We start from the raw sequence: 25,911 nt of genomic DNA, 5'->3' as shown, positions 1-25,911 counted from the left end.
TGATAGATTGTAAAATTAAATGCGACACTAGTGTAAAATAAAAACTCATAACAAAATCAATTCATGTAAAATGTAATTACCACAAAAACATAGACATGAAGGAGATTGTTATGAGTCATAAATATATTACCATGGATTGTAGAGATAAAATAGAAGTTGTAAATAATGAAGGCTACTCAGCCAGGAAAATAGCAAAAATATTAGGTTATCATCATTAATCAATTAGTAGAGAGCTAAAAAGATGTAAAGACAAATATGATGCAAAAAAGGCTGATCTTGACTATTCTATTAATTCTAAAAACAAAGGTAGAAAGTCAAAACTTACTGAAGAGTTAAAACAATTTATCAAAGAAAAGCTAAAAGCCACCTGGTCCCCTGAACAAATAGTAGGGAGATGTTTTAAAGGTGAATTAAGCTTTAAAACAATCTATAATTGGCTATATAAAGGGCTTTTGGATATATAAGTTAAAGTTTTAAGAAGAAAATGAAAATCTTTAAAAGCTAGAGAAACAAGATGTAAATTTAATATAGGAACATCTATTTCTAAAAGACCCAAAGCTGTAAAAAAACGTGTGGAATTTGGTCATTGGGAGCTTGATACAGTAGTATCATCTAGAGGTAAAAGTAAAGGATGCTTAGCGACATTTGCAGAAATGAAGACTCGTGCATATTTTGCAATAAAAATGCCTGATCGCAGTAAAAAATCTATGTTAGATGCTATACACACTTTAACAAAAGAATTACCACAAGGAGTATTCAAGACATTCACTTCAGATAGAGGTAAAGAATTTGCTTGTTATGAAGATATAGAAAGTGAATTAAATATAGACTTTTATTTCGCAGATCCATATAGTGCTTGGCAAAGGGGAACTAACGAAAATAGCAATGGTTTACTTAGAGAGTTTTTTCCTAAGAAAACTGACTTAGCTAAAATCGAAGAGGAAGATTTAATAGATGCTATTTATAAAATAAACTCTAGACCGAGAAAATGCCTAGAGTTTGATACACCATTTGAACGTTTTATACATGAATTAAATTTATTAAGCTAAGTGTCGCAATAATTATTGCAAATCAACACATGAAAAAAATCAAAAAAATAAAAAAATTTATAAATATCATCCTTTCGGGTGATGTACAAGGTTTTTATTATTGATATAATCAACTAAACTAGTAAATCAATTTTAATTTCTTGAATATAATTTTAAAGTTACTATATATTTTGTAGACGATTTTAAATAATCCTCATTTCCACATTAATTAATAAGGGGGTGTAACCATGAAAAAGAAGTTTTATAAGCTGATTTCTTGCTTACTTGCGGCGGTACTTCTGATGACAATTTTGCTTCCAAGTGTAGTTATGGCTTCAGATGAGATTGTTAATAGTGCCGATAAAGATGAGTCTAAAGATTTAGAAGTTTCAATTGCTATAAAAGATGCAAAAGATTCTCCAGTTAAAATACCAAGAAATCAAGACGAAGACGTAGTGGAAGAACTTAAAAATCTACCTATGAAAAATCTTCCAGAAAATATTGTTGAAGAAAGCGGAGAAGGCACACCTGAAGATCCTAAGGAAACAACAACTACTACGGTTGTTGAGGATGAAGAAAACAATGAAACTACGACCACAGTCAAAAAAGAAAAAGAATGGCAAGACGAAAATGTGATGGGAAATGAAGATAGTCAAACTGTTGAAACAGTTGACGAAGATGGAAATCTTATTAGCGCTAGCGGCGAATCTCAAGGAAAAGAAACTACTACTATTAAAGATGAAAAAGATACTGAAGTTAAAGTAGAAGAAGAAATTAAAGTTGAGGATAGCAAAGCTACAACTAGCGATGGTAAGAAGATAGAGACAGATGAACCAGAAGTTACAATTGAACTAAAACCTGGTGAAAAAAAAGAAGTAACTGTAGATATGAATGCCTGGTTTGATGAAGATACTCTAGGCATACCAGATTGGATTAGACATAAAGACGGTGACACTTCCAACTGGATTACTGAAGACTCTAGTGATGAAGAAGATGGAAGTATTACAAATATCACCGTTACTAACGCGGAAAATTCTACAACTTATACTCGAAAGATAACTAAGCCTGACGGCAAAGTAACTGAAGAAAAGATTACTTATACTCGCGATGCAAAGGGTAGAATAACTGGTTATGAAACTGAAACTAAAGAAACTGTATCTGAAACTACAGTTGAAACTAATCCTCCAGCAAATGCAGAAATTCACGCTGACGGCGGTTGGAAAGAATTAGTCTATGAACTTCCTGAAAAGCCACAAGTTCCAGAACCTGAAAGAGACGAAAACGGCAAGGTTGTAAATGGAAAAATCCTAGCAGAAATTCACGATAAGGACGGAAACATAGCAGGCTATACCGAAGTTGAAATAAAAGATGGCAAGGTTGTTAAATACTCCGATCCTATTCTAGGCAAATTAATTTCTAAAGAAACAAAGGTTGAAACCCTTGAAAATGGTCTAAAAAAATATACTGTAACCAAGACTACCCTTACAAGAAAAAGCGGTAAGAAAACATCTGGTACAGTTAGTGACGGAGAAAGGACTCTTAGTGGCAAAATGGGCCAAATTAATGGAAGAGTAGTCTTTGACTATGACAGTCTTGAAACATTCTTACCAGACTTTACAATAGTCGGACCTGATGGAGAAGGTATAAGCGATGAAAAACACATCGGCAAAACTAATAGCAGTTTTGTAAAAGACTACGACGAAAACGGCCAATATTTTCAATGGCTAGGTCAACTTGGACTCTTCAGCTTAATCTACATTAGGGACGGCGATGGAGATATCGTAGGTGCAGATCAATTTGAAATCACTGGAAAAGATGGAAAGAAATATTATGCATACTGTGCAGACTTAAATGTTTATGCTCAAGAAGGTTCCAACTACAATATGCAAAGACTTGAAGACACAGATTATATCCAACACAAAGATAAAATACGCTCCATAGTTCTAAAAGGATATTGGGGAGTTAAAAATGAAAGTAAAGATCCTAAAAATCCAAGTCCAGGATCATTAGATGCTTTCAAGAAAATGCTCCTTGACAATAATGCATTGACAGCAGAAGAGTCCAATAAACTAACTGACGGAATGGCGCTTTTAGCAACACAAGCTGCAATTTGGCGCTATGGTAACAGCGGTCAAAGTATGTTGGGTGAAGACCTACAATTTCCATGGGGACCTGAAGAACCCCAAGCAAGTATAATCAACAAAACTTATAAATATCTCGTTGGAATGGAAGGAACACCAGCCACTGCATCTAATACCATTCTTCAAAAAGATGATTTTGCAAAGATGGTTGACCTTACTGTTAAAGAAAAGCTAGAGGGGGAAAAATATAACACAGATTTAAAAATTGCTATGGCAGTAGAATTTGATGATGAAACTAGTGACCTTAAGCTTTACATTACAGCGGACGGTGAAAAAGTTGATGAATTTAGGTTAGCTGGAGCTCTTCAAGAAGGCGAAAAGAAGGCTACAAAAAATTCCGATGGAACCTATACTCTTTCAGGATTAGTTTTAAAAGGAAACAAAAAATTTAACATAAATCTCAAAGGAGTGCAAAATCTAAAAGACGGTGTTTATATTTTCTCATGTGATAAGGGACCAAATGGACATCCTGCACAAACACTTATAGGAGCAGGCGAATCACAACAAGATATAGATTTAAATGTAGACCTTGAATTTAATGTTAAAGAAAAAGTAACTTATGCTTCTCTAGAATCTGAAAATGAAGCTACTATACTTGAGTGGCAAGGTGATTATTACACATTTAAAGAAACTTCATTTGATGACCACACAGAAGATACTGAAACAGAAATTCCTGAGCTTGACATTCCAGAAGAAACTACTGACAATGTAGATGAATCTTCAGAAGTTAAGACTTATGAAAATCTAAAAGAAATAAATATTGCAAAGGCTGAAGTTAAAACAGGATTAAATAGAAATTATGAAGTTCCTAAGACTGGTGACCCTCTATATCAAATTCAAATAATCCTTATGAATGGAGTGCTAATAAGTATATTTGCTGCGGCATATTTCGCAACTAAAAAGGAAAGAGAGTAATGAATTTTGATGATCCTGAAAATGGGGCAAACAATAAAAAAATTTGTTATGAAAAATTATCTAAAGGATCACTTATAGTATCAATATTACTAAGCATAATTCTCATTTCTACGATTATACTTCGAGAAAGAGGATTGGAAAAAACTGAAGAATTACGAAAGATTTATTATAGAGGCACAGATGTAATAGAACTATCTAAAAAGAGTGAGGCTCAACAATCAGAGCCTCACAAAATTCAAAAAAATTTTGAGCAGCTTTTAAAAATAAATCCAGAAACAGTTGGTTGGATTAAAGTAGGAAAACTCGCAGATGAACCTGTAGTTTATAGAGATAATGAACACTACTTGAATTACGATTTCTACGGACACAGAAATAGCATCGGAACAGTATTTATAGACGTTGAAAATTCCGACTGGGAGAACAGCAAGTATCTAATTTTATATGGTCACTATCTAAAAAATGGTGGAAAATTTGGTAATTTGAAAAGATATAAAAATATCGAAGACTTAAAAGACAATTTGATTATTACATGGAATACCATCTATGGAAAAGAACCTGAAAAATATGTAGTATTTTCAGTATTTGAATCCTCCATGCTAAAAAGCGAAAAAGACTATTTTTATCTTAGACGATTTGAAAAACTAAAAGGGGGAGAAAAAGAAATAGAAAAGTTAATAGAAGAATTGAAAAAAAGGTCTATTTTTAATATCCCAGTAGAAGTTACTCCAAATGATAAAATTATGTGTTTAGTTACCTGCAGTTATGGAAACAAGGATGGGCGATTGCTAGTATTTAGTAGAAAGATACGACCAGAAGAAGTTATGGACTCTATTAATGATGAAATATCAGGAAAATAAACAGAATTTACAAATGATAAATAATGTTAGTTCCTGGTATAATGTAACAGCTCAGATAATATAATTTTTAACTGTAAATAACCACCAATATGCCGGTGGTTATTTTTTGCTTTTTAACAGAAATACTACAATATTTAAATTGCCTGTGGCTGAAAAACAAATTACCATTACCTCCAATTTTTATTTTTTTATCAACAGTGCCACACACTCCACATGGTAGGTTCTTGGGAATTGATCTATTGCCTTTAGCTTTTCTATCTTGTAGCCTCTTTCTTTAAAGACTTCAAGATCTCTTAGTAGGGTCACAGGGTTGCAGGAGATGTAAAGGTATTTGTCAACGTTAAAATCTATTATTTTATTAATGGCTCGAGGGTTTATTCCTTCTCTTGGTGGATCTAATACAATAATGTCCGGTTTATAGTTAAGGTTTTTTACTTCTTCAAATACGTCTCCGCAAATAAATTTTATTTTATCGAGCTTGTTAAGCTTTGCATTTTCTCTTGCGGACTTAACTGCTTCTTCCACTATTTCTATTCCCAGTGCACTTTTTGCTTGTTTACCTATAATTTGAGTAATGGTTCCTGTTCCTGAATATAGGTCTAAAAGGTTAAGTCCTTCTATATTTCCTATGGTATTTTTTGCTTCTTGGTATAAAAGCTTTGCCGACTCGGTATTGGTTTGGAAGAAGGAGTAAAGGCTTATTTTAAATTTAAGGTCGTCTATTTCTTCAATAAGGTAGTCTTTTCCGTAATATACCTCCACTTTTTCAGGGACTATGGCGTCTGAGGGGGAGTCGTTTATAGTGTGAATAAGGCCTGCTATTCTACCTTTAAGGGGAAGCTCTAACAGACTGTCAAAGTAGCCGCTGTAATCGTATTTCTCTGAACTTGTTACAAGGTTTACCAAAAGGTCTCCCTTAAGGTTTCTTCTTATAAGGAGGTGTCTTAAGGCACCGTTGTGTCTGATTTTATGGTAGGGTTTAAGGAGCCCGTCAAAGTATTTTTTTGTGTAATCTCTTATTTGATTAAAGTCCTGGTCTACTATGTTACACTCGTCGGTGTTTACCACTTCGTAGAATTTATTTTTTTTGTGAAGCCCAAGGCTTAAGGGTCCGTCCTTATATTCATCTGAAAAGGTGTATTCCATTTTATTTCTATAGGCTGTGTAATTAGGTGAGGGTATAAGGTCGATTTTATCTATGCTTATTTTTGAAAAAAGCTTTTCTAAGAGCTTCTTCTTGTAAGACAGTTCCTTTTCGTAGGTCATTGTTTGGTAGGTGCAGCCACCACATTCTTTCAGGTGGGGGCAGTTGTGCTCTTCTTCCAAACTTGATTTTTCAAGGACCTTTAAAAGGCGTCCCTTGTTCCTACGAACTTTTTTTATTTCTACTATTTGTCCCAGTATGCCGCCTTTTATTTTTATTTCATTGCCATCATATATGATTGTTGACTTGTTTGGAAAGTCCACCTCTTGAATTATTCCTTCTATTGTTTTGTTTTTAGCCATACTTCCTCCCGACTATATAAAGTTTTTATAATATATGGTAAAATCAGCATGAGGTGTTTTATGAAAAAACTTTTAAAGCCGGCTCTGCTGATTTTTATTTTTGCTTTAGGGTTCTTTTATTACTTTAATTATATAAGAACTGTAGGCTCCGGTACAATTCCAATTATAACTTATCATAGCATAAGAGACGACAATGAAGAAGCTAATGAATATGTTGTTTCTTGCGAAAAATTTGATGATATGGTGAGGTCTTTAAGTGAAAGTAATTTTACTTTTTTAGATCTTAAGGATGTGGAGGATATTGTTTATGGCAGAAAGGCTTTGCCTGAGAATCCCGTGATGATTACTTTAGATGATGGTTACGCGGATAATTATACCAATGTTTTTCCCATACTTAAAAAATATAAGGTTAAGGCTTCAATTTTTATAATAGGTTCTTATGTGGGTAGACAAGGGTTTTTAACTTTTGATCAAATTCAGGAGATGGCGGAATCCGGTCTTGTTGATTTTGGAAGTCATACCTATAATCTTCACGATCTTTTCCAAGATGGAGCGAATAAGGGTAAAACATGGTTAAGTGTAAAAAGAGAGGATGAAAGTAGAGAGGATTATCTAAAGAAGATTACTGATGATCTTATTTGGAATAATACTGTTATTTATGAAAGAACCTCGGTTTTTCCAACGGCTATTTCTTATCCCGGCGCCATGGTTAATGACGATGTAAAAAAGGCTGCTAAGGATGCGGGACTTAAAATTGGTTTTGTAGGAGCTGATAAAACAGCTTCTAAGGTTGGAAATTTGGATCCTTATGAAATTAAAAGGTTTAATATGAGGGATACTACTGATATTAAAAATACAGTGAGGTTTTTAAAAAGTTCTAGGGACAATTAGTCCTTATGTAAGCTTATGGGGTAGATGAAAAGTAAAAAGGGGTGTTTTATGAAAATTACCATTTGCATGGGTTCACGTTGTGTTATGACAGGAGCAATGTCTATTTTCGATCAGCTTGAGGCATTAAGGGACAGTTCTCCTGATTTTGATTTGGAAATAGAAACATCAACTTGTATGAAAAAATGCAAGGAGGACGAAAACGGATGTCCTTATGTTTTAATTGACGGTGAATTAATAAAGAAAGCCACCTTCCAAGGAAATCTTAAGAAAATTGTGGACGCATATCAGGAAAGTTTAAATAAGGATAACTAGGGGGAGTTTATGTTTGAAAATTATACTGATATTCTTACTATAAGACGTAAAGTTTTTGCTGAGGTTGCAAGACTTGCTTATAGTGATGAGGAACTTGCAAAGGGGCTTGGAGAAGCTATTATAAAGATTATCCCCGGAGAAGTGGCAAACTATAGGGACAGTGTTTTTAAGGAAAGAGCCATTGTAGGAGAAAGGCTTCGTTTAACCTTGGGGCTTCCTGCAAGGACTGCAGCAGAGCTTGGACACTTAGCCGCAGGTATAGATGAGGTAGATATAGATCAACGCGTTTTAAATAAACCTTTGGTTAATGTTATAAGTTTTGCCTGTGAAGCATGTCCTACAAAAACCCTTGAGGTAACGTCAAATTGTAGAAAGTGCCTAGCTCACCCCTGTATGAATGTTTGTCCTGTAGGTGCTGTCAGCATGAAAAGATCAAGTGCTTACATAGATCAGGAAAAATGTATTAAGTGCGGCCGCTGCAAGGATGCTTGCCCTTATAATGCAATTATAAAATATGATAGACCTTGTGCCATGGCTTGCGGTGTAAATGCAATTTCATCAGATCATTTAGGACGGGCTAAAATTGAAGAGGATAAGTGTGTATCTTGCGGTCAATGTTTAGCAAATTGTCCCTTTGGGGCTATTGCCGACAAATCTCAAATTTATCAGCTTGTAAAATCTCTTAGGAGCGGCAAAAAGCACTTGGCAATTGTGGCACCTGCCTTTATCAGTCAATTCGGACCTATGGTTTCTCCTTCTCAAATTTTTGCAGGAATCAGGAAGCTTGGCTTTGATGATGTAATGGAAGTGGGAATGGGAGCAGATATTGAAACTATGAAAGAGGCTAAGGAGTTTTTATCAGATGTACCTGATAAGCTTAACTATATGGCAACAAGCTGTTGTCCTTCCTGGGCCGACATGGTAAAAAGGGTATTCCCTGATGAAATGATTCATATCTCCGACAGTTCTTCACCTATGGTTGCTACAGCTAAATATATTTCTAAAAACAATAAAGATGCAAAAATTGTTTTTATAGGACCGTGTATATCCAAAAAATTGGAAGCCCTTAATGAAAATGTGGCTCCTTATGTTGACTTTGTTATTACTTTTGAAGAGCTTATGGGAATGTTTGTAGCAAGGGATATAGAACTTCCGGAGCTTGATGTTGAAGAGGAAATTAATGACGCTTCAAGTTTAGGAAGAGGATTTGCAAGCTCAGGAGGAGTTGCTGAAGCTGTATTAAGTGTAATCAAAACCCTTGACCCTGAAAGGGAGGTTCTTCACGAAAAGGCTGACGGTCTTCATGAATGTGTTAAGATTATGCGTATGGCGAAGGCAGGTAGAAAGGACGGTTATCTTTTAGAGGGTATGGCCTGTCCTGGGGGTTGTATAGGAGGACCGGGAGTTCTGGCATCAGTTTCAAGAGCGAAAAAAGCCCTTGAGGCTTTTAAAAATAAGAGCAAGTACGAAAAGCCTATGGACAATCCTATAATTAAAGATTGACTATAAATATTTTAACTATGGAGAAAATTTTAATGAAAAGAAAGCTTAAACTGTTAATTATATTAATGCTAGTGATTTTAGCGGCTTGTTCCAAGGAAGAAGATCTTAAACTTGTAAGCTTAAAGGGACCTACTTCTATGGGACTTGTTTATACAAAGGCTGCAAAGACTATGGACCTAGTATCAGCACCTGATGAGATTTTAGGCAAGGTTACGGGAAAGGAAGCAGATCTTGCCATGGTTCCTATAAATATGGCAGCCAACCTTTATCAAAAAATGGATGGACAGGTTCGCCTTTTAGCTGTTAATACAGTGGGAAATCTTTATTTATTGGGTAAGGAGCCTTTAAATGATTTTGAAGACCTGGAGGGAAAAACCATTGTCAGTGCAGGTCAAGGGGCAACTCCCATGTATATCTTAAACTATTTAACTAAAGGGATAAATGTAAAGGTGGATTATTTGCCAACTCATAGTGATGTTATAGCATCTGCAAGTGAAAATAGAGGAGACTATTACCTTTTACCGGAGCCCTTTGTAAGCCTTTATCTTAATAAAATAGAAGGCGGTCAGCTTGCTTACAATTTAGCTGAAGCCTACAAGGAAAAGACAGGACATCTACTTACTATGGGTTGCCTTATTACAACTGAGGATAAGTTGAAAGAAAAGGGCAATGAAATTGAAAAATTTTTAAAGGAATATGAAAGTTCTGTAGACAAGGTTTTAAATGATCCTAAAGCTGCAGCAGGACTTATTAAGTCCTATGGAATTTTAGAAGATGAGAGCTTGGCGGAAAAAGCTTTGCCTTCTTCAGGCATTGTTTATCTTAAACCTCAAGAGTCTAAAGAAGATGTGGAAGCCTTTTTACAATTGCTTATGGAAGAAAATCCCAAGGCAATAGGTGGAGCTTTACCGGAAGATGATTTTTATGAAGCGAATTAGTGAACCTCTAGCATGGTTTTTTTGCATTCCCATTTGGGGACTGATTTCTTTAATAGTAGGAAATGATTTGTATCTGCCGGGGCCTATTAAGACCCTGGCAGCTCTTTTTAATATACTGGCATCAAGGGAAAGCTATATAATTTTAGTAGTATCAAGTATTAGAGTTGCTTTTGCACTTTTTCTTGCCTTGGCTGTGGGATTACCCTTAGGGTTTTTAACAGGCTTTTCTCCAAAGGCCGGACAGCTTTTAAACCCTTGGCTTACTATGCTTAAAAGTGTGCCTGTAGTAAGCTTTATAATGCTGGCACTCTTGTGGCTTAATTCAAATTTTTTGCCTATTCTCATTAGCTTTTTAATGGCCATGCCTATATTTTGGACGGCGACAGAAGCTTCAGTTATATCAAGAGATAAAAAACTTTTAGAAATGATGGAAGTTTTTGAAATCAAGCCTTCTAAAAGATTTATAAATTATGATTTGCCCTGGGCTATAAAACATCTGTCCACCGCCCTAAGACAGGCTACAGGTCTTGCCTTTAAAGCAGGAGTTGCAGCAGAGGTTCTTAGCTTCAGTCCCTTTTCTATAGGACGAAAGATTATGGAGAGTAAAACTTATTTGGAAACGGCAGATCTTTTTGCCTGGACTCTGCTTTTAGTCCTTTTAAGCTTTGCCATGGAAAGGTTGGTGCAAGTTGGAATTAAGTCACGTAAACTTTAAAGGAATTTTAAAAGACTTCACTTATAAAACCGATGCAAAAGGTTTAGGGATTTTAGGACCATCAGGCGCAGGAAAAACAACCCTGTTAAGAATTCTTTGCGGCTTGGAAAAAGCAGAGGGACAGGTTGAAAAAATAAAGGCTTCAATGGTCTTTCAAGAGCCAAGGCTTATACCTTGGTTGTCAGCAGAAGAAAACCTGGCCATGGTTATGGGAAAAGATAAGGCTATAAAGTGGTTAAAGATTATGGATTTGGAAAATGACAAGGACAAAAGACCTAAAGAGCTTTCAGGGGGAATGTGTCAGAGAGTTTGTCTTGCAAGAGCTTTAGCTTGCCCCGGGATCTTGGTATTAGATGAACCCTTTCAGGGACTTGATGAAGGTAGAAAGGAGCTTATAAAGAACCTTATCAGCAAAAGGGAAGAGCTTATTATGGTAAGTCACGATATAAAATCTGCAATAGACCTTTGTGATGAAATTATTCTAGTTGACGGACCACCCTTGTCTATAAAGGCAACTTATAGAACAAGCTATAACAATCTTCAAGAAATCCTGGAAAGGGAGTTAAAAAATTTGATTTTAGAAAAAGAGACGGATAATTTATAGTAAGACTTATTGGCTTTAAAGGGAGGCGATATTATTTACCTGGATTTAAAAAAGAATAAAATTTTTCCCTTTGATTTTCATGATGAGAATATAGTAGAAATTTGTCTTCCTCCTCAAAGAAGGGAGCTTGTATTTAAGCTTGACAGAGGTTATTTGCTTAATGAAAACATGGAGGTTAAAGGTATGATTTCTAATGTTGAGCTTTCCTTTAAGGGGGTTGATTATGATTCATCTTCCTTACTGCTTTATAAAGAGGATGAGTTCTCTAAGTTTAAGGGTAAAGAAATTGTTGAGTTAGATGCCATTTCTACAGATTTAAATGGACTCTATCACGCCTATACATCCCGGGGCTTAAAAAGCAAATTCGGTATTATTAAAAATGCATCTATAAATTGGCTCTATTATAGTCAAGGCTATAGGTTCTTTCAAATTGAAGGCTTTATTACTTGGGAAGAATACTGGACGTCTTTAAGAATTTTTATAAATGCCGACTCAATTGAGGTTAGCTATGATAAGGAAGAGGACCTTAGTAGAGATTTATAGGCTAAAAGTATTTAAGATTATTTAGGTCTGAATTATTAAAGCTTTTAATTAAATAAGTTAATAATAAATAAAAAAATCGCTCATTTAAGAGCGATTTTTTTATTTATTTTATTATTGTCTTCCATAATTCTTCTATGGTATTTTGATTTAGTCTTATATAGTTGTGAGTGTAGGACGCTTCGATAATCTCATAATATGCCCAGTAGCTTTTATCCTTTAGGTCTTTGAATCCATCTGTAGCTACATTTCTAAGCCCTTCTTCCTTTACTGATCTGTCAAAGAGCCTGTTAAGCATCGCCGCAGTTTCTGCTCTTGTTATTTGAGCATTTGGTCTGAAGCTGTTGTCCGGATATCCCATTATTCTTTTGTTACCGTAGCTTTGGTCTATGGCATCCTTGTATTTGTAACCTTCTATGTCGGTGAAGGGGGCCTTTGCATCACTTTTTTTGTCTATGTGGCTTATTAGCTGTGCGAGCTCTCCTCTTGTAATATTTTCATCAGGTCTAAATAGCTCTCCTTCTTTTTCTTCTAGAATACCTTGTCTGTAAGCAGCATCTATATAGGGTGAGTACCATTTATCTTTTTCTACATCCTTAAAGATTTCCCTTGCCTCTATAAGTGGGTAGCCTTTAAGCCTTACCAGCATCGTAACAGCCTCTGCTCTTGTAATGCTTCCTTCAGGTCTTACAGTGTTGTCGGGATAACCTTTAATGTAGGCTATATGAGTTTCTACATTAGGTTCAACTTTTTGTTCAAGGGGTCTTATAAGTGTGCCGACTTCAATAGCTGGCCTTGGTTGGGGTGTAGGCACTTCTTTTTTTGCCCAAAGGGCATATAGGTATAGGTTGCTGTTTAAATCAACCTTATCTCCAACTTTGTATTCAGGTTCAGTAGCGTTTTTATCCCTTGACCATCCTAAAAGCTTAGCATTACTTGTAAAGTTTACATCTTTATCTGATTTAATTACATATTGGCTAATATTACCGCCTTCTAATTTATCCTCATATACTTTATCTCCGTTGTTGGGATCATAGGTTACAACTACACTTTTTTCCCAAACGGCATATAGATATAAGTTGCTGTTTAAATCAACCTTATCTCCAACTTTGTATTCAGGTTCAGTAGCGTTTTTATCCCTTGACCATCCTAAAAGTTTAGCATTATTTGTAAAGTTTACATCTTTATCTGATTTAATTACATATTGGCTAATGTCATTGCCTTTTAATTTGTCTTCATAGACCTTATCTCCATTGTTTGGATTATAGGTTACAACTATATTTGCTTTGTAATTAATATCGTAATTATTAAGTATATGATCTGGTTTAACTTTATCCGTTCCTTTAAAAGATGATTCTTTAAATTTTATATTTGCAAGTTCACTTATGTTTTCAGGGGGATTGAAATAACCTGAAGCACTGTTGTTTTTAAAAACTGTATCTCCGTCAATATCAAGGGTTTTATAGTCGGTATTGGGATCAATTACAGGTTCATATTTGCTGTCACTTGTGTGAATTGCTCCTCCATCTTTTTCTGCTTTATTACCCTCAAAAGTAGAAGCTTTTACAGTTAGCTTTGTATTATCATTATTTAATTTTTCTACTGCTATCGCTCCGCCATGTACGCAAGTGTATGTTTTACCGGAGTCAGTAATTTCTCCATTATTTTTAAATTCTGAATTTTCGACCTTAACATCGCTATTGCGATTGTATATAGCACTACCTATCTTAAATGCGAAATTATTATTAAATCTTGAGTTTTTTATTGACTCATTGGAGCCACCGTTAAAATAAATTGCTCCAAATCCTGATACATTGGAATTAAAATCACAGTCTTCAATTATTACATTTTTTGAATTACTTGTATAAATTGCTCCGCCAAAATTACCAGAGTTGTTTGCAAAGTTTGCATTTTTTATTTTGACTTGTGCTTTTGCTCCGGCATGTACAACTCCACCTACATAACTTGCTTGGTTGTTTACAAAATTACCGCCGTTAATATTTAATTCTCCGTTTGAGTATATAACTCCTCCATTTTTTGCTTTATTGCCTACAAATTCACCGCCATTAATTGTAACTTTAACGTCACTAAAGGCCATAATAAGTCCGCCATAATTAGAAGATTCATTATTTTCAAAAGTTCCGCCATTAATTTCAATTTCTCCTCTAGTGCAGTAAATTATCCCTTTACCACTTTTATTATTGGTGTTGTCCTTTATAGTTGCACCATCCTCAATTATAAGCTTGCCGTCAATTTCAATTGGAGAATTAAATTCTGCTCCTCCATCTGTTACTGCAACAAAATTTTGTACAAGGGTGCCATTTCCCAAAGTTACAGTAGGGTAAGACATTTGATCATAATGAGATCTGGTGGTAGATATAAAAGGAGACTTTCCTTCTCCATCTAGAGTAATATTTTCAAATTTTATATTGGAAGTGTCGCTAAATAAAAAAGCGTATCCTTGCCTTTGTGACGCAGGGTTATAAAAAGATGCTTTAAGAGTATGAGGACCGTTATCGTCGGATTTTACAGTCAAATTAACATTTTGAACATTATATGTACCCTCTACATTAAAGTCTATATAATCTTTTGTCAAAGTTAATACATAGTCTTTATTATTTCGATCCCTTTTAGAAAGCGCTTCCATGGCTTTAAACAAAGTGTCATACTGACCAATTTCTGTTTCTGTATTTGTGGCCTTATCAAGTTCTGTCAAAATGAAAGTTTTTTCTAAAGATGGTGCTCTTAAAAGTTTTTCGTCCTCCATTAAAGTTCTTGCTTCTTCTTTTTCATTTACCATTAAAGTTTTTACTTCTTTTGTTTCTTCCTTTTCATCTGTAGGTAAAGTTTCTGCAAAAACTTGCGCCTTAAAGGAAAAGACAAAAACAAAGATTAACATAATTGCAAATAGTTTCTTTTTCATAGAACATCTCCTCGTGTGTTTTATTTAACAAATTCAACTTCATTATACTCTCTAATCTTATAAAATTCTATATTCCAAAAAAACATCCTCTTACTGTTATTTTCAGTTAGGAGGATGTATATTATTATTTGTATTTTGTTCTTATTTGCCTTTAATCTTCTATTTTTACTCCTTGAATGACAAGACGTTTATTGTTCGGCGAACAGGTTTGAAGGGTTATAACATCTTTAAAGTCCTCAGGAAGGTCAGCTGATAAAATATTTCTTTCTTTTATATATGCCTTTAAGTCCTCAGCCTCCTCAGGGCTATAGCTTGGACTTCTGAACTTGTCCAAGGGCCCTGCTATATAGGCGGCAAATATTTGATATTTTTTGTAGCCTTCTGTTGTTAAGATTTCTATATAAGGAGATTTTTCAAAAAATCCTTCTTTTTCATAAAGGTGAAGGTCTCTAAAGTTGCCTCCCCTAATTACGTTGTGTCCATAGAGTATTGTGTTTTGGTCGGTGAAAAGCTCGTTATTTCTGAAGTCCATATATATGGCACCGAAGGGATTATATTCTCCCTTGTAGTTGTGGGTTAAAAAGAAGTCGTTGTCCTTTGTCTTTACTACGGGGTAGTCTATACTTGTATGGGGAATTTTTATCCAAGCTACAACAAAGGGATAGGCTGATTTAAGGTCGGCAATTCTTCCCCTTGCTATTTCATCCTCGTTAATGGTGTAGCCTGAGGATTGTTCTTCCTGTGTATAAAGTTGTTCTTGAACTTCTGCAATACTTTTTTCATATTCTTTGCCGGCCTGATAGTAGTTATAAATTTTATAAAGGCTTATAGCCAAGACCACTATTAAAATTAATCTTATAATGGATATAATTTTTCCTTTCATTCTCTTCTCCTTGTATCTTATGTATTTACAAATAAGACCTGTTAATTCAACTATCCTTCTTGTATATAAAAGCTTGTTTTACAATGATGTTCTTAAATTATTATAAGGCAATAATTTATACTTATATAGAAGCATAGTATTAAAAATTTTTAGGGTCAACGATTTTTTAGAAATTGAAAGAAACTTTACATATAAATTAATTTTAAATTTTATATAAGACTTAGGCGACTTAAAGGTATCAAAAGTTTTAAAGCTGGTATAAATAAAGAAAGCCCCGGATTTATAATTCAATCCGGGGATCTTTATTTGTTTTTTAATATTTAGTTAGGTTTCTTAGAGGGTCTGAGCTTTCATACATATATCCCACTCCGTCAAATATATATTCTTCATGGACATGGTACCAGCTATAACTAAAGTCTCCTGTTGCCAAGGTGGTTGCATGGGATGCTTCCACTTCAAAGTTTCCGTCTTCATTTATAAAAGCATTTGATTCAGTTACAAGTTCAGATCCGTTAGACTTAATGGATCTATGCCTTATAGTATACTTGCCCTTACCTGTGCTTTCAATATAGGCATAGGCGTCATAGTATTCATTAGTGCCTATAGTCTTTGTTCTACCATACCAGGAACCTACAAAAGGATCTTGATACTCAGGGGAAACATAGTATTGGTCTTTAAGTTGTTTATCTGTAGGTACATTATTTGTACTTTCAGGCGCTGCTTGTGGATTTTTTTCCAAATAAGTTACAACTTCTCTGTCATCGTTAAACTGAATAGTTTTACCTGAACTATCTTTTATTTCCATAGTGTAAAAGTTAACTGTAAAGTTTAAGATTATAGGTTGATTATTACCTTCATAGTATTTAATTTCATAGTAAGCATCAGGTATATAGTCATCTACATTTCCTATTAGTGCAACCTTGTTAGTTACATCGTAGCCTACTGATCCACCCATTCTTTCAGAGATAAATCTTAGGGGTACAAAGGTTCTGTCATCTCTTAGGCCTACAGGTGCATCAATTGTTTCAAAATTTCCATTTACATTTACCTTGGCTGAGCCTACCTTAAAAATAAGTTTGTTTGATCCATCCTCTACAATTACACTTCTGCTTTTTCCCTCCCAGGTAACCTTGTATCCAAGCTCTTCTGAAACGAATCTCAAGGGTACGAAGGTTCTGTTGTTTTTAATATAAGGGTGAACGTCACTCATTATATATCTGTCGTTAATCCATATTTTAATGTCTCTGTTTTCGTGACGCTTTGCAAATACATTTACAGGTATTGCAAGAAGCAAAATAAATACTAATAATAGCGAAATTTTTCTTTTCATTAAATCTCCTCCTTGGAATATAATATCATACTTAATCTGTATAAGGTTTATAGTTAATAAACTTTTAATTTTTAATTGCATGAAGAATTTTTTGTCGTTTAACCTTTTAACATGAATAAATTAATAAAAATCGAAAGAAAATAAGATTTTTTATAAATGATTTGGATTAGCTTAAAAGAATTTGTAAGAAATTTAATTAAAAAACAAGGGAGATAATGATATAAGAATAAGGACATAAAAAAAGATAGTGTATTTATTTAATAAATGCCACTATCTTTTTAGATCTTAAACAAATCCATCCGACAAAAATCTTTTGGTTCAATCACTACTCTATCAACCTTCTATTCATAAAAATTATCATTTAATCGGTTAACCTTACCGACCTGACTGTTTAATCAATTGTCAACTAAAGGATTCATCTCATAATTTATTTAAATTTAATGGAATTTCCTCTAACAATCACTTGCTCTTCGTTAATTGTCGGGAAACATTCTTTAATCGAAAGGAGATCAATTGATTTTAATACTTCTAGTTGTTTAAATATTATATAAACCTATCTTAAATATTTAAACGGGAATACAAACTTATCTTCTATAAGCAAACATACTAATTAGGGACATAACCCTTAACTAACTTACTTAGAGATAAACCTAAACCTTTTCTAATACATTTTCTGATATTTTTTAAACTTAACGTTATAAAACCTGAACCCGAACCCAACTCTTAAGTTACGGAGATTTTAAAATTATAAGTTTAAAATAGATGATGGAATACTTAAATGAATGTAGGTATCTTACATCTATATTAACGTCCTGGTGACGACAAAATATCGGATGGATTTGTCAAGGTCCCACCAAAGAAATTTATTATAATTCTTTGGTATTAAAGTAATACCCTATAAAAGTTTTTTAAAACATTTTTATAAAAAATTTTTTAAATTTTTTATTTTATTTTTATGTTAGTATGAAGATGGTGATTTTTATGGAAGATATCTATATGAAGGAGGCCCTTAGACTTGCAACCATCTCCTATAAAAATGGTGATATACCTGTAGGCTGTGTAATTGTTAAGGACAAGGAGATAATAGGCAGAGGTTTCAATAAAAAGGAGTTTGAAAAAGATGCTTCTCTTCATGCGGAGATAGTTGCTTTAAGGGATGCTGCAAGAGCTATGGGAAGCTACAGGCTTGATATGTGTGATATGTATGTTACTCTGGAGCCTTGTGCCATGTGTGCCGGTGCTATTTTAAATTTTAGAATAAACAAGGTTTATATAGGTGCAAGAAATGAAAGATTCGGTTGCTGCGGCTCCAAGATAAATTTACTGGATTATAATTTTAATCACACCTGCCAGTGTGTTTTCGGTCTTATGGAAAAGGAGTGCTCTAATTTAATTTCTGATTTTTTTTCCGACCTAAGGGATAAAAAAAACCGGTAGTTTTTTATCGCTACCGATTTTTTTTATTACTTAAAGAGTTTTTTAAAGACTGATACGATTGACTTTAGGATGCTTTGTTTTTCAGGCTTACTTTCTTCTAATTTGTATTCCTCTTCCATAAAATAGTTTTGTGAGCTTATTTTAGCTTTGTCATCAATAATCTTGTATAAATTTCCATCTGAACCGAACCTTCTGCCTTTTATATTGTCTGAGAATTGTATGTCCATAAATTTAAGTATTCTATCTTTTATCTTGTCATCAAGAATGGGGCAAAGGAGTTCCACTCTATGCTCGGTGTTTCTAGTCATAAGGTCTGCAGAACCTATATAGACCTTGGGATTATTTTTACCGAGAACATAGACCCTTGCATGTTCCAAAAATCTTCCTACAATTGACCTTGCTTCTATGTTTTCCGTCTTGCCCTCTATTCCCGGAAGCAGACAGCAAATTCCTCTTACAATAAGCTGAACCTTTACTCCTGCCATGGAGGCTTCTTGTAGCTTATCTATAAAGTCCCTGTCTGTTAATGAATTCATTTTAAAGAAGATAAAGCCATCAGGACCTTTTTGAATCTCCTCATCCATTGCTAAAAGCAGCGATGATTTTAAAGTGGAAGGCGATTGAAGAAGGTACTTGTACTTTCCGTCAAGATTTCCCGTTGAAAGATTTTTAAAAAATCTCACTGCATCCTTTCCAATTTCAAAGTTTGATGTCATAAGGCACAAGTCGGAATAGCCTCTTGCAGTTATCTCGTTGTAGTTGCCTGTACCTATTTGGGTTATGTAGCTCCAACCTATTTCATCCTTTAGGGTGATTAGGCAGATTTTAGAATGGACCTTGTAGCCTGCCATTCCGTAGATTATGTTGCAACCTGAATCGAAAAGCTGTTTTGAGTAGTCAAGGTTACTTTGCTCATCAAATCTTGCTCTAAGCTCCATAATAACAAGGACCTCCTTGCCGTTTTCCGCAGCTCTGCAAAGGGAGTTTACAAGTCTTGAGTTTTTAGCAAGTCTATAAATGGTAATTTTTATACTTACAACTCTGTCATCAGTTGAGGCCTGTTCTATTAGTTTAAGGAAGGATTCCATACTGTCGTAGGGGTAGCTTAAAAGGTAGTCTTTTTTTCTAAGCTTGTCTATAAGATCTCCGGTAAATCCGAATTTTTCTCCAAGCTTGGGAAGGTAATTGTTGTAGGAATTTTGATTTATAAATTCATCACTTAGATAGTCCCTAAGTTCACTTACATAGTCCATGGAAAGGGGAGCATCGCTTTGAATAATTTGATTTGCCGATATGTTTAATTCTTTACATAGAAGGGTCTCGAAGGAATCCTTGGCTTTTTCATTTACTTCGACTCTTACAGCCTGAAGTCTTTTTCTTTTTTTAAGGATTTTTTTCATATGGGACCTGTAGTCCACTTCGTCATAAGAAATTTCATCATCTGCGGAAAGGTCGGCATTTCTCGTAACCCTTATTATTGTTTTGGCGGTTATTTGAGATTTGGGGTAGCATTCCTCAGCATACTCATAAATAACCTTTGATGTTCTTATAAAGGGATAGCCGGTAGATGATGTAAGCTTTATTATTTTAGGCAGGATGTTAGGCAGTGCCATTATGCCGTATTTTGTTTCTCCGTTTTTTTCCATTTCAAGAATAAGATATTCGCAGCCGTTTTCCAAAAAGGGGAAGGGCCTTTGTATACCTATGGTTAAAGGGGAGAGGACAGGCATTATGTAGTCTTTAAAATATTTATAAACAGCTTTTCTTTGAGCCTTAGTAAGTTCTTCGGTAGATAAATTATAGATACCGTCTTTTCTAAATTCAGCTTCAACAGTTTCAAAGACCTTGTCCTTTTTCTTGTATAGATCCTCCATGGAATTAAAAATAATTTGAAGTTGCTCTGATGCTGTAAGTCCACTTTTGTTATCAGTCTGTTGATCTTTAAGTAGACTTAGATCTGTTAGACCTCCGACTCTAATCATAAAGAACTCGTCTAAATTGGAACAGAATATTTTTAGGAAATTAAGTTTTTCAAATAGGGGCACTGATTCTCCAAGGGCCTCCTCCATTACTCTCTTGTTAAAGTTTATCCATGAGAGCTCTCTATTTTGGGTGTAACTAAAATCCATTATCCTTTATCTCCTTTTGTTTTAAGTAAAGGTAACCTTCCTTAACTCCGTTTTTAGATATGTCAATTTCTCCTATATTAAACATTCTCATAACTCTTTTTAAAATAATCATACCGGGAACCTGTGTGTGAATACGTTCAGGAGTTACCTGTAGGGTGGTTCTTAAAAGCCTAGGATCATTTTTAATAAATCTTACTATAAGTTCGTCCACTTCATTTAGGTTAATGTGCCTGTTTGTGTATTTACTAAAAAATTCCTGGGATATATTACCTGTTGCACGAACAGTTCCCCCTATTCCGTAAAGGTTAACTGTTTTAACCATAGGTATGGGATAGTCTTTAAGGAGCTTGGTAATGTGAGATTCAATTTCGTAATAGTTTTCCATAGTGGGAATAACTCCGGATACATATTTTTTAAATAAGGATAGGGAACCCTCAGGTATACTTACAGAGTCCACGTATTCAGATTGATTTACTAAAATTATTTCTGTGGAGCCACCGCCTATATCAATTATATATCCTTCTTCAATGTCAATATCTATACTAAGACCTAAAAAATCACAAAATCCTTCCATTTTTCCACTAAGAAGAGTAACATCAAGTCCCGTTTCTTCTCTAATTCGACTAAGAACATCAGTTGAATTGTCTACATTTCTAATTGCAGCAGTGGCGAAAATATAGTATTCCTTAATATTAAGATCTGAAATAGTTTTTTTAAACTTGTTAAGGATCTTGATAACTTTATTTATACCCGCTTCTGTCATTAGATTATCTTCTACATAGGAGCTTAAACCGGCAAAAGTTTTTTTGCCTGATACAACCCTATACTTGTTTTTATTGTCCTTGTATATATTAAACCTAACAGTGTTTGAGCCTATATCTATAACTCCGTACATTTTGTTGCCTTCCATGGAATCCTCCTGTCCTATAATTTATATCATGTAAATGTAAAATTTATGTAAACTTAAAGTAAGAATATAGTTAGAAGCTTTTCTTACTAAAAAACTTTTTTATAATCTTTTCGGAAAGCTTTGAGCATATATAGCCGAGGACTATACCTCCTAAAATATCTGTAGGGTAGTGCACATAAAGGTAGAGTCTTGAAAAGGCAAAAAGTGATGCCAGTATAAGCATAAAATTTGAAAAGCTTTTATTGTAGCTTCTAATTGAAAAAGCCGTTGCAAAGGATGCATAGGTATGTCCTGAGGGAAAGGAATAATCCTTGGGAGGACTTATTAAAATAGGTTTTTTATATTTAATAAAGGGTCTTGTTCTTGCAAGGGAAGGTTTTAAAATTATATTTCCAAATACCAGGCAAAGGATTAATGAAAGTATTATATGAAAACCCATAGGCCTTGTTTCCTTTTTAATAATAAGAATAAGTCCAAGTACTACAAAGGCAATGCCGGCTGTGCCTAAAAGGTGTAAGGCTATTGCAAAGTTATTAAAAACGATGTTTGTTGATTTGGCTATAGTATCTAAAATAAATCTTTCCATTGCATCTCCTTGTTGTTTCGAGTTTCTGAATAAAACTTTTCTTAGTGATATAATTATACTCATTATAAACATATTATCATTAATAAACAGGGTGGGCTATGATTAAAAAAATTTTATCTTATGTAAAGGAATATAAAAAGTACGCTTTGGCGTCGCCTTTATTTGTAGTTATAGAAGTTTTTATGGATATACTTATACCTTATCTTATGAGTTTAATTATAGATAGAGGAATAAAATTATCTTCTCAAAGTGATGTTATAAAAATAGGAGTTTTACTTGTTCTTGCAGTTCTTGTAGCACTGGCAACGGGAATTGCATCAGGTTATTTTGCAACAAAGGCCTCTGCAGGTTTTGCAAAAAATTTAAGACTTGCCATTTACGAAAAAATTCAAGACTTTGCCTTTGAAGACATTGAAAAGTTTTCAACTGGAAGCTTAATGACAAGAATGTCTACTGATGTGCAAAACGTACAAGTCGCCTTTCAAATGAGTACAAGGCTTGCCATAAGGGCACCTCTTATGATAGTCTTCGCCATGTTTATGGCTCTTAAAATTCAACCGGACTTGGCAGTAAATTATGTAATTATTTTTCCTATTATAGGTCTTGGAATATTTTATATTTTTTCTCAGGTAAGTCCGATTTTTAAAATTATTTTTGAAACAATAGATAAATTAAATACACAGGTTTCAGAAAACCTTTCAGCTATAAGAGTTGTTAAAAGCTTTAACAAAATGGATCATGAAGTGGATAAGTTTAACGAGGTTTCTTATAACCTATATAAATACAATGTAAGGGCATCTAAGCTTATGGCACTTGCCAATCCTCTTATGCAGCTTTGCATGTACCTTATTACACTTATTATAGCTTGGTTGGGCACCAGGTTTATTCTACAGGATACCTTAATGACAGGCCAGCTTTTAAGTATGATTACCTACGCCATACAAATTCAAATTTCCTTAATGATGCTGTCCTTTGTTCTTATTCAAATTGTAATTTCAAAAAACAGTGTGGATCGTATAGTTGAAGTCTTAAATCATAAACCTTCCATGGACTTAAATTTAAAGGGAATCAAAACAGTTGAAAATGGTGAAATAGAATTTGACAAGGTAAGCTTTTCTTATGCTCATAAGAAGGACAAGTGTGTTTTGGAAAATATCAATCTTAGGATAAAGTCCGGAGACAAGGTTGGTATTATAGGCCCTACAGGTTCAGGAAAAACATCTCTTGTAAATCTTATTCCAAGACTTTACGACAGCTTTTCAGGTGAAGTTAAGGTAGGAGGAATTAATGTAAGGGAGTATAATTTAAAAGCCCTTAGGGACCAAGTAGCGGTAGTTTTACAAAAAAATCAACTTTTTACAGGAAGTGTTATAGAAAACCTTCGCTGGGGAGATAAGGAGGCTTCCCTTGAAAGGGTTAGGGAGGTTGCTAAGATAGCCCAAGCCGACAGCTTTATAATGGAAAATAAAGAAGCTTATGATACCCATGTTGAAAGGGGAGGTACAAACTTTTCAGGTGGACAGAGGCAAAGGCTTTGTATTGCCAGAGCCCTTTTAAAGAATCCTAAAATATTGATTTTAGATGACTCTACATCAGCCCTTGATACTCAAACTGAAGGCAACATAATAAAGGCTCTTAATAAAGATAGGCCTGATATGACAAGAATCATTATATCTCAAAGGATAAAGTCCATTAAGGACTGTGATTATATTATTGTAATGGATAAGGGAGAGATAGTCGATATAGGAAGTCATGATGAGCTTTTAAGAATCAGCGCAATTTATAAGGATATTAATGAAACCCAAAGAGAAGGAGGAGATTTTGATGAGCAAAAATAAAAATAAGGCAAAAATCACATCTCCTGAAAATCGAAAGGCCATTAAAAAAATATTAGATTTGTTTTTTAAGGAGTCAGGCTTCAAGTTTATCCTAATAATAGTCTTAGTTATTTGGTCAGGCTTTGTAGGAATTTTACCATCCATATTTTTAAAAATACTTATTGACGATCACATCACTCCAATGATGACTCAGGCTGTAGCTGATTATAGACCCCTTATAAATCTTTTAATAAAGTTCGGTTTTATTTATTTAAGTGGAGTAGCAGCATCTATAGTCTATTCAAGAATGATGGTGGATATATCAGAAAACATCTTAAAGGATTTAAGAACGAGAATTTTTACTCACATGCAGACTCTTCCTATTTCCTATTTTGACAGAAGGTCTCATGGAGATATTATGAGTATTTATACCAATGATATAAATACCCTGCAGCAGTTAATGTCCAATACTTTTCCAAGTTTGCTTTCATCTTTGGTAATTATAATTGCTGTAGTTGTTGCTATGATAATAGCTTCTCCTGTTTTATTTCTTGTAGTAGTAGTGTCTATGGCGATTTTACTCTATACCTTAAATACAGTAGGGGGTAAATCTTCCGAGTACTATTTAAAGCTTCAGACATCCTTGGGAAAGCAGAACGGCTTTGTTGAAGAAACAATAGACGGACAAAAAGTTATTAAGGTTTTCTCACATGAAGAGGATACAATTAAGGACTTTAAAAAAATAAACAATGAGCTTGCCAAAAACACTACCTTGGCTAACAGATACTCCTTGTTTTTAATACCTATAGTTTTTAATATAGGCAATATGCAATATGCTTTTTTGGCAATAGTGGGAGGACTTCTTGCAATAAATAATATGTTCGGCATAACTGTAGGTACCATTGCATCCTTTCTTCAGCTTTCTAAAAACTTTGGAGGTCCCATAAGAAATATATCTCAACAAATGAATCAAGTGGCAAGTGCCCTTGGAGGATGTATTCGTATTTTTGAAATGCTTAATGAAGAATCTGAAGGCGATGAAGGCTTTGTTACCTTGACAAGAGCTTGCAGGATTAATGGAGATTTAGTGGAATGCGATGAAGACAAGGGTCTCTTTGCCTGGAAAAATTCTAAGGATAACAGCTTAACGGAGCTTAAAGGAGATATAAGGTTCGATAATGTTTCCTTTTCCTATGACGGTAAAAATATGGTTCTTAATAATATCTCCCTTTATGCAAAGCCCGGACAAAAAATTGCCCTTGTTGGAGAAACAGGTGCCGGAAAGACGACTATTACAAATTTAATTAACAGGTTTTATGAAATAGATTCAGGCACTATAAGCTATGACGGAATAGACATTAGGGATATAAAAAAGTATGATTTAAGAAGATCCTTAGGTGTAGTTTTACAGGATACCAATTTATTTTCCGGAACGATTAATTATAACCTTGCCTATGGTAAGGGAGAGGTAGATGAAAGGACAATTATAGAATCTGCTAAAAAGTGTCAGGCTGATGACTTTATAAGAATTTTGCCTCAAGGCTATGAAACTGAAATATCTGGTAGCAACTTAGACATATCCCAAGGTCAGGCTCAACTTTTATCAATATCAAGGGCGGAGATTTATGACCCGCCGGTGCTTATACTTGACGAGGCAACATCAAGTATAGACTCTCGTACTGAAAGGCTGGTTCAGGAATCTATGGACCAGGTTATGAAGGGAAGAACTACCTTTGTTATTGCCCATAGACTTTCTACAGTAAAAAATGCAGATGCCATAATCGTTTTGTCAAAGGGTAGGATAATAGAAAGAGGAGATCATGAAGATCTTCTAAGGCAAAAGGGAGTTTACTACAAATTATATACAGGAGGATTTGAAGAGTCCGATTAGTCGGGCTCTTAAATTTTGTTGACTAAAGGCTTTCTTGCTTTTAAAATACAAGAGA

The 25,911-nt window shown here is 34.3% G+C and carries 19 protein-coding genes and 1 pseudogene; 13 read left to right on the top strand and 7 right to left on the bottom strand.

Annotated features, from left to right (window positions below):
• The first annotated feature begins 110 nt into the window (after positions 1–110).
• The 3 genes and pseudogenes from PEPCATONIAE_RS08150 to PEPCATONIAE_RS08140 all read left to right on the top strand — a co-directional run bounded on the left by PEPCATONIAE_RS08150 (position 111) and on the right by PEPCATONIAE_RS08140 (position 4,941).
• Positions 111–1,049: pseudogene (locus tag PEPCATONIAE_RS08150) on the top strand (IS30 family transposase).
• Positions 1,050–1,276: 227 nt separating this feature from the next.
• Positions 1,277–4,084, top strand: a complete 2,808-nt coding sequence (locus PEPCATONIAE_RS08145) for a thioester domain-containing protein (protein WP_138160646.1) — start codon at positions 1,277–1,279, stop codon at positions 4,082–4,084.
• The gene (locus PEPCATONIAE_RS08140) at positions 4,084–4,941 is read left to right on the top strand and encodes a class B sortase (protein WP_138160645.1); all 858 of its coding nucleotides are present in this window, start codon (positions 4,084–4,086) and stop codon (positions 4,939–4,941) included. The genes PEPCATONIAE_RS08145 and PEPCATONIAE_RS08140 overlap by 1 nt, the downstream gene beginning before the upstream one ends.
• 180 nt (positions 4,942–5,121) lie before the next feature.
• On the opposite strand, the gene rlmD is transcribed toward PEPCATONIAE_RS08140, so the two are convergent.
• Positions 5,122–6,447, bottom strand: a complete 1,326-nt coding sequence (gene rlmD, locus PEPCATONIAE_RS08135; RefSeq protein WP_138160644.1) for a 23S rRNA (uracil(1939)-C(5))-methyltransferase RlmD — start codon at positions 6,445–6,447, stop codon at positions 5,122–5,124.
• Positions 6,448–6,507: 60 nt separating this feature from the next.
• Between rlmD and PEPCATONIAE_RS08130 the strand changes: the two genes are divergently transcribed.
• From PEPCATONIAE_RS08130 to PEPCATONIAE_RS08100, 7 genes are read left to right on the top strand one after another with little or no spacing between them, the layout of a single operon-like run.
• Entirely contained in the window at positions 6,508–7,338 is an 831-nt protein-coding gene (locus PEPCATONIAE_RS08130; RefSeq protein ID WP_138160643.1) for a polysaccharide deacetylase family protein, read from the top strand.
• Positions 7,339–7,386: 48 nt separating this feature from the next.
• Positions 7,387–7,650, top strand: coding sequence for a (2Fe-2S) ferredoxin domain-containing protein (locus tag PEPCATONIAE_RS08125; RefSeq protein ID WP_138160642.1), 264 nt, complete (start codon positions 7,387–7,389; stop codon positions 7,648–7,650).
• A gap of 9 nt (positions 7,651–7,659) precedes the next feature.
• Positions 7,660–9,153 (top strand): 4Fe-4S dicluster domain-containing protein, encoded by a 1,494-nt coding sequence (locus PEPCATONIAE_RS08120; protein ID WP_138160641.1) that lies wholly within the window; start codon positions 7,660–7,662, stop codon positions 9,151–9,153.
• Between the two features lie 32 nt (positions 9,154–9,185).
• Positions 9,186–10,091 carry an ABC transporter substrate-binding protein gene (locus PEPCATONIAE_RS08115; protein ID WP_180339380.1) on the top strand — a complete coding sequence of 302 codons (906 nt, stop codon included), beginning with the start codon at positions 9,186–9,188 and terminating at the stop codon, positions 10,089–10,091.
• The gene (locus PEPCATONIAE_RS08110) at positions 10,078–10,806 is read left to right on the top strand and encodes an ABC transporter permease (protein ID WP_180339379.1); all 729 of its coding nucleotides are present in this window, start codon (positions 10,078–10,080) and stop codon (positions 10,804–10,806) included. Before PEPCATONIAE_RS08115 ends, PEPCATONIAE_RS08110 begins: the two co-directional genes overlap by 14 nt.
• Positions 10,781–11,410, top strand: a complete 630-nt coding sequence (locus PEPCATONIAE_RS08105; protein WP_180339378.1) for an ATP-binding cassette domain-containing protein — start codon at positions 10,781–10,783, stop codon at positions 11,408–11,410. Before PEPCATONIAE_RS08110 ends, PEPCATONIAE_RS08105 begins: the two co-directional genes overlap by 26 nt.
• 9 nt (positions 11,411–11,419) lie before the next feature.
• A complete protein-coding gene (locus tag PEPCATONIAE_RS08100) occupies positions 11,420–11,953 on the top strand; it encodes a hypothetical protein (protein WP_138160637.1) in 534 nt (177 codons plus the stop codon).
• Between the two features lie 103 nt (positions 11,954–12,056).
• On the opposite strand, the gene PEPCATONIAE_RS08095 is transcribed toward PEPCATONIAE_RS08100, so the two are convergent.
• From PEPCATONIAE_RS08095 to PEPCATONIAE_RS08085, 3 genes are all read right to left on the bottom strand, one after another.
• Positions 12,057–14,873 carry an S-layer homology domain-containing protein gene (locus PEPCATONIAE_RS08095; RefSeq protein ID WP_138160636.1) on the bottom strand — a complete coding sequence of 939 codons (2,817 nt, stop codon included), beginning with the start codon at positions 14,871–14,873 and terminating at the stop codon, positions 12,057–12,059.
• A 151-nt stretch (positions 14,874–15,024) separates the two neighbouring features.
• Positions 15,025–15,756, bottom strand: a complete 732-nt coding sequence (locus tag PEPCATONIAE_RS08090; RefSeq protein ID WP_138160635.1) for a class B sortase — start codon at positions 15,754–15,756, stop codon at positions 15,025–15,027.
• 313 nt (positions 15,757–16,069) lie between these two features.
• Positions 16,070–17,086: a copper amine oxidase N-terminal domain-containing protein gene (locus PEPCATONIAE_RS08085; protein ID WP_180339377.1), complete on the bottom strand. Its 1,017-nt coding sequence runs from the start codon at positions 17,084–17,086 to the stop codon at positions 16,070–16,072.
• A 981-nt stretch (positions 17,087–18,067) separates the two neighbouring features.
• On the opposite strand from PEPCATONIAE_RS08085, the gene PEPCATONIAE_RS08080 reads away from it, so the two are divergent.
• Positions 18,068–18,523 carry a nucleoside deaminase gene (locus tag PEPCATONIAE_RS08080; RefSeq protein ID WP_138160633.1) on the top strand — a complete coding sequence of 152 codons (456 nt, stop codon included), beginning with the start codon at positions 18,068–18,070 and terminating at the stop codon, positions 18,521–18,523.
• A gap of 26 nt (positions 18,524–18,549) precedes the next feature.
• Here PEPCATONIAE_RS08080 and ppk1 read toward each other — a convergent pair whose 3' ends face one another.
• From ppk1 to PEPCATONIAE_RS08065, 3 genes are all read right to left on the bottom strand, one after another.
• Positions 18,550–20,652 (bottom strand): polyphosphate kinase 1, encoded by a 2,103-nt coding sequence (gene ppk1 / locus PEPCATONIAE_RS08075; protein ID WP_138160632.1) that lies wholly within the window; start codon positions 20,650–20,652, stop codon positions 18,550–18,552.
• Entirely contained in the window at positions 20,642–21,562 is a 921-nt protein-coding gene (locus PEPCATONIAE_RS08070; RefSeq protein ID WP_138160631.1) for a Ppx/GppA phosphatase family protein, read from the bottom strand. The genes ppk1 and PEPCATONIAE_RS08070 overlap by 11 nt, the downstream gene beginning before the upstream one ends.
• A gap of 70 nt (positions 21,563–21,632) precedes the next feature.
• Positions 21,633–22,148 (bottom strand): phosphatase PAP2 family protein, encoded by a 516-nt coding sequence (locus PEPCATONIAE_RS08065; protein WP_180339376.1) that lies wholly within the window; start codon positions 22,146–22,148, stop codon positions 21,633–21,635.
• Positions 22,149–22,246: 98 nt separating this feature from the next.
• Between PEPCATONIAE_RS08065 and PEPCATONIAE_RS08060 the strand changes: the two genes are divergently transcribed.
• Positions 22,247–23,986: an ABC transporter ATP-binding protein gene (locus PEPCATONIAE_RS08060; RefSeq protein ID WP_138160629.1), complete on the top strand. Its 1,740-nt coding sequence runs from the start codon at positions 22,247–22,249 to the stop codon at positions 23,984–23,986.
• Positions 23,973–25,856, top strand: a complete 1,884-nt coding sequence (locus PEPCATONIAE_RS08055; RefSeq protein ID WP_138160628.1) for an ABC transporter ATP-binding protein — start codon at positions 23,973–23,975, stop codon at positions 25,854–25,856. The genes PEPCATONIAE_RS08060 and PEPCATONIAE_RS08055 overlap by 14 nt, the downstream gene beginning before the upstream one ends.
• The last annotated feature ends 55 nt before the right edge of the window (positions 25,857–25,911 follow it).

The sequence above is a fragment of the Peptoniphilus catoniae genome (assembly GCF_901447155.2).
Lineage (GTDB): Bacteria > Bacillota > Clostridia > Tissierellales > Peptoniphilaceae > Peptoniphilus_E > Peptoniphilus_E catoniae.
This window is presented reverse-complemented; position numbering and strand designations above follow the sequence as displayed.

Excerpts from the sequence above, each read along its gene's own strand:
- PEPCATONIAE_RS08145 (WP_138160646.1), top strand. The coding sequence starts at position 1,277 with ATGAAAAAGAAGTTTTATAAGCTGATTTCTTGCTTACTTGCGGCGGTA.
- PEPCATONIAE_RS08140 (WP_138160645.1), top strand. The coding sequence starts at position 4,084 with ATGAATTTTGATGATCCTGAAAATGGGGCAAACAATAAAAAAATTTGT.
- rlmD (WP_138160644.1), bottom strand. The coding sequence starts at position 6,447 with ATGGCTAAAAACAAAACAATAGAAGGAATAATTCAAGAGGTGGACTTT.
- PEPCATONIAE_RS08130 (WP_138160643.1), top strand. The coding sequence starts at position 6,508 with ATGAAAAAACTTTTAAAGCCGGCTCTGCTGATTTTTATTTTTGCTTTA.
- PEPCATONIAE_RS08125 (WP_138160642.1), top strand. The coding sequence starts at position 7,387 with ATGAAAATTACCATTTGCATGGGTTCACGTTGTGTTATGACAGGAGCA.
- PEPCATONIAE_RS08120 (WP_138160641.1), top strand. The coding sequence starts at position 7,660 with ATGTTTGAAAATTATACTGATATTCTTACTATAAGACGTAAAGTTTTT.
- PEPCATONIAE_RS08115 (WP_180339380.1), top strand. The coding sequence starts at position 9,186 with ATGAAAAGAAAGCTTAAACTGTTAATTATATTAATGCTAGTGATTTTA.
- PEPCATONIAE_RS08110 (WP_180339379.1), top strand. The coding sequence starts at position 10,078 with ATGAAGCGAATTAGTGAACCTCTAGCATGGTTTTTTTGCATTCCCATT.
- PEPCATONIAE_RS08095 (WP_138160636.1), bottom strand. The coding sequence starts at position 14,873 with ATGAAAAAGAAACTATTTGCAATTATGTTAATCTTTGTTTTTGTCTTT.
- PEPCATONIAE_RS08090 (WP_138160635.1), bottom strand. The coding sequence starts at position 15,756 with ATGAAAGGAAAAATTATATCCATTATAAGATTAATTTTAATAGTGGTC.
- PEPCATONIAE_RS08085 (WP_180339377.1), bottom strand. The coding sequence starts at position 17,086 with ATGAAAAGAAAAATTTCGCTATTATTAGTATTTATTTTGCTTCTTGCA.
- PEPCATONIAE_RS08080 (WP_138160633.1), top strand. The coding sequence starts at position 18,068 with ATGGAAGATATCTATATGAAGGAGGCCCTTAGACTTGCAACCATCTCC.
- ppk1 (WP_138160632.1), bottom strand. The coding sequence starts at position 20,652 with ATGGATTTTAGTTACACCCAAAATAGAGAGCTCTCATGGATAAACTTT.
- PEPCATONIAE_RS08070 (WP_138160631.1), bottom strand. The coding sequence starts at position 21,562 with ATGGAAGGCAACAAAATGTACGGAGTTATAGATATAGGCTCAAACACT.
- PEPCATONIAE_RS08065 (WP_180339376.1), bottom strand. The coding sequence starts at position 22,148 with ATGGAAAGATTTATTTTAGATACTATAGCCAAATCAACAAACATCGTT.
- PEPCATONIAE_RS08060 (WP_138160629.1), top strand. The coding sequence starts at position 22,247 with ATGATTAAAAAAATTTTATCTTATGTAAAGGAATATAAAAAGTACGCT.
- PEPCATONIAE_RS08055 (WP_138160628.1), top strand. The coding sequence starts at position 23,973 with ATGAGCAAAAATAAAAATAAGGCAAAAATCACATCTCCTGAAAATCGA.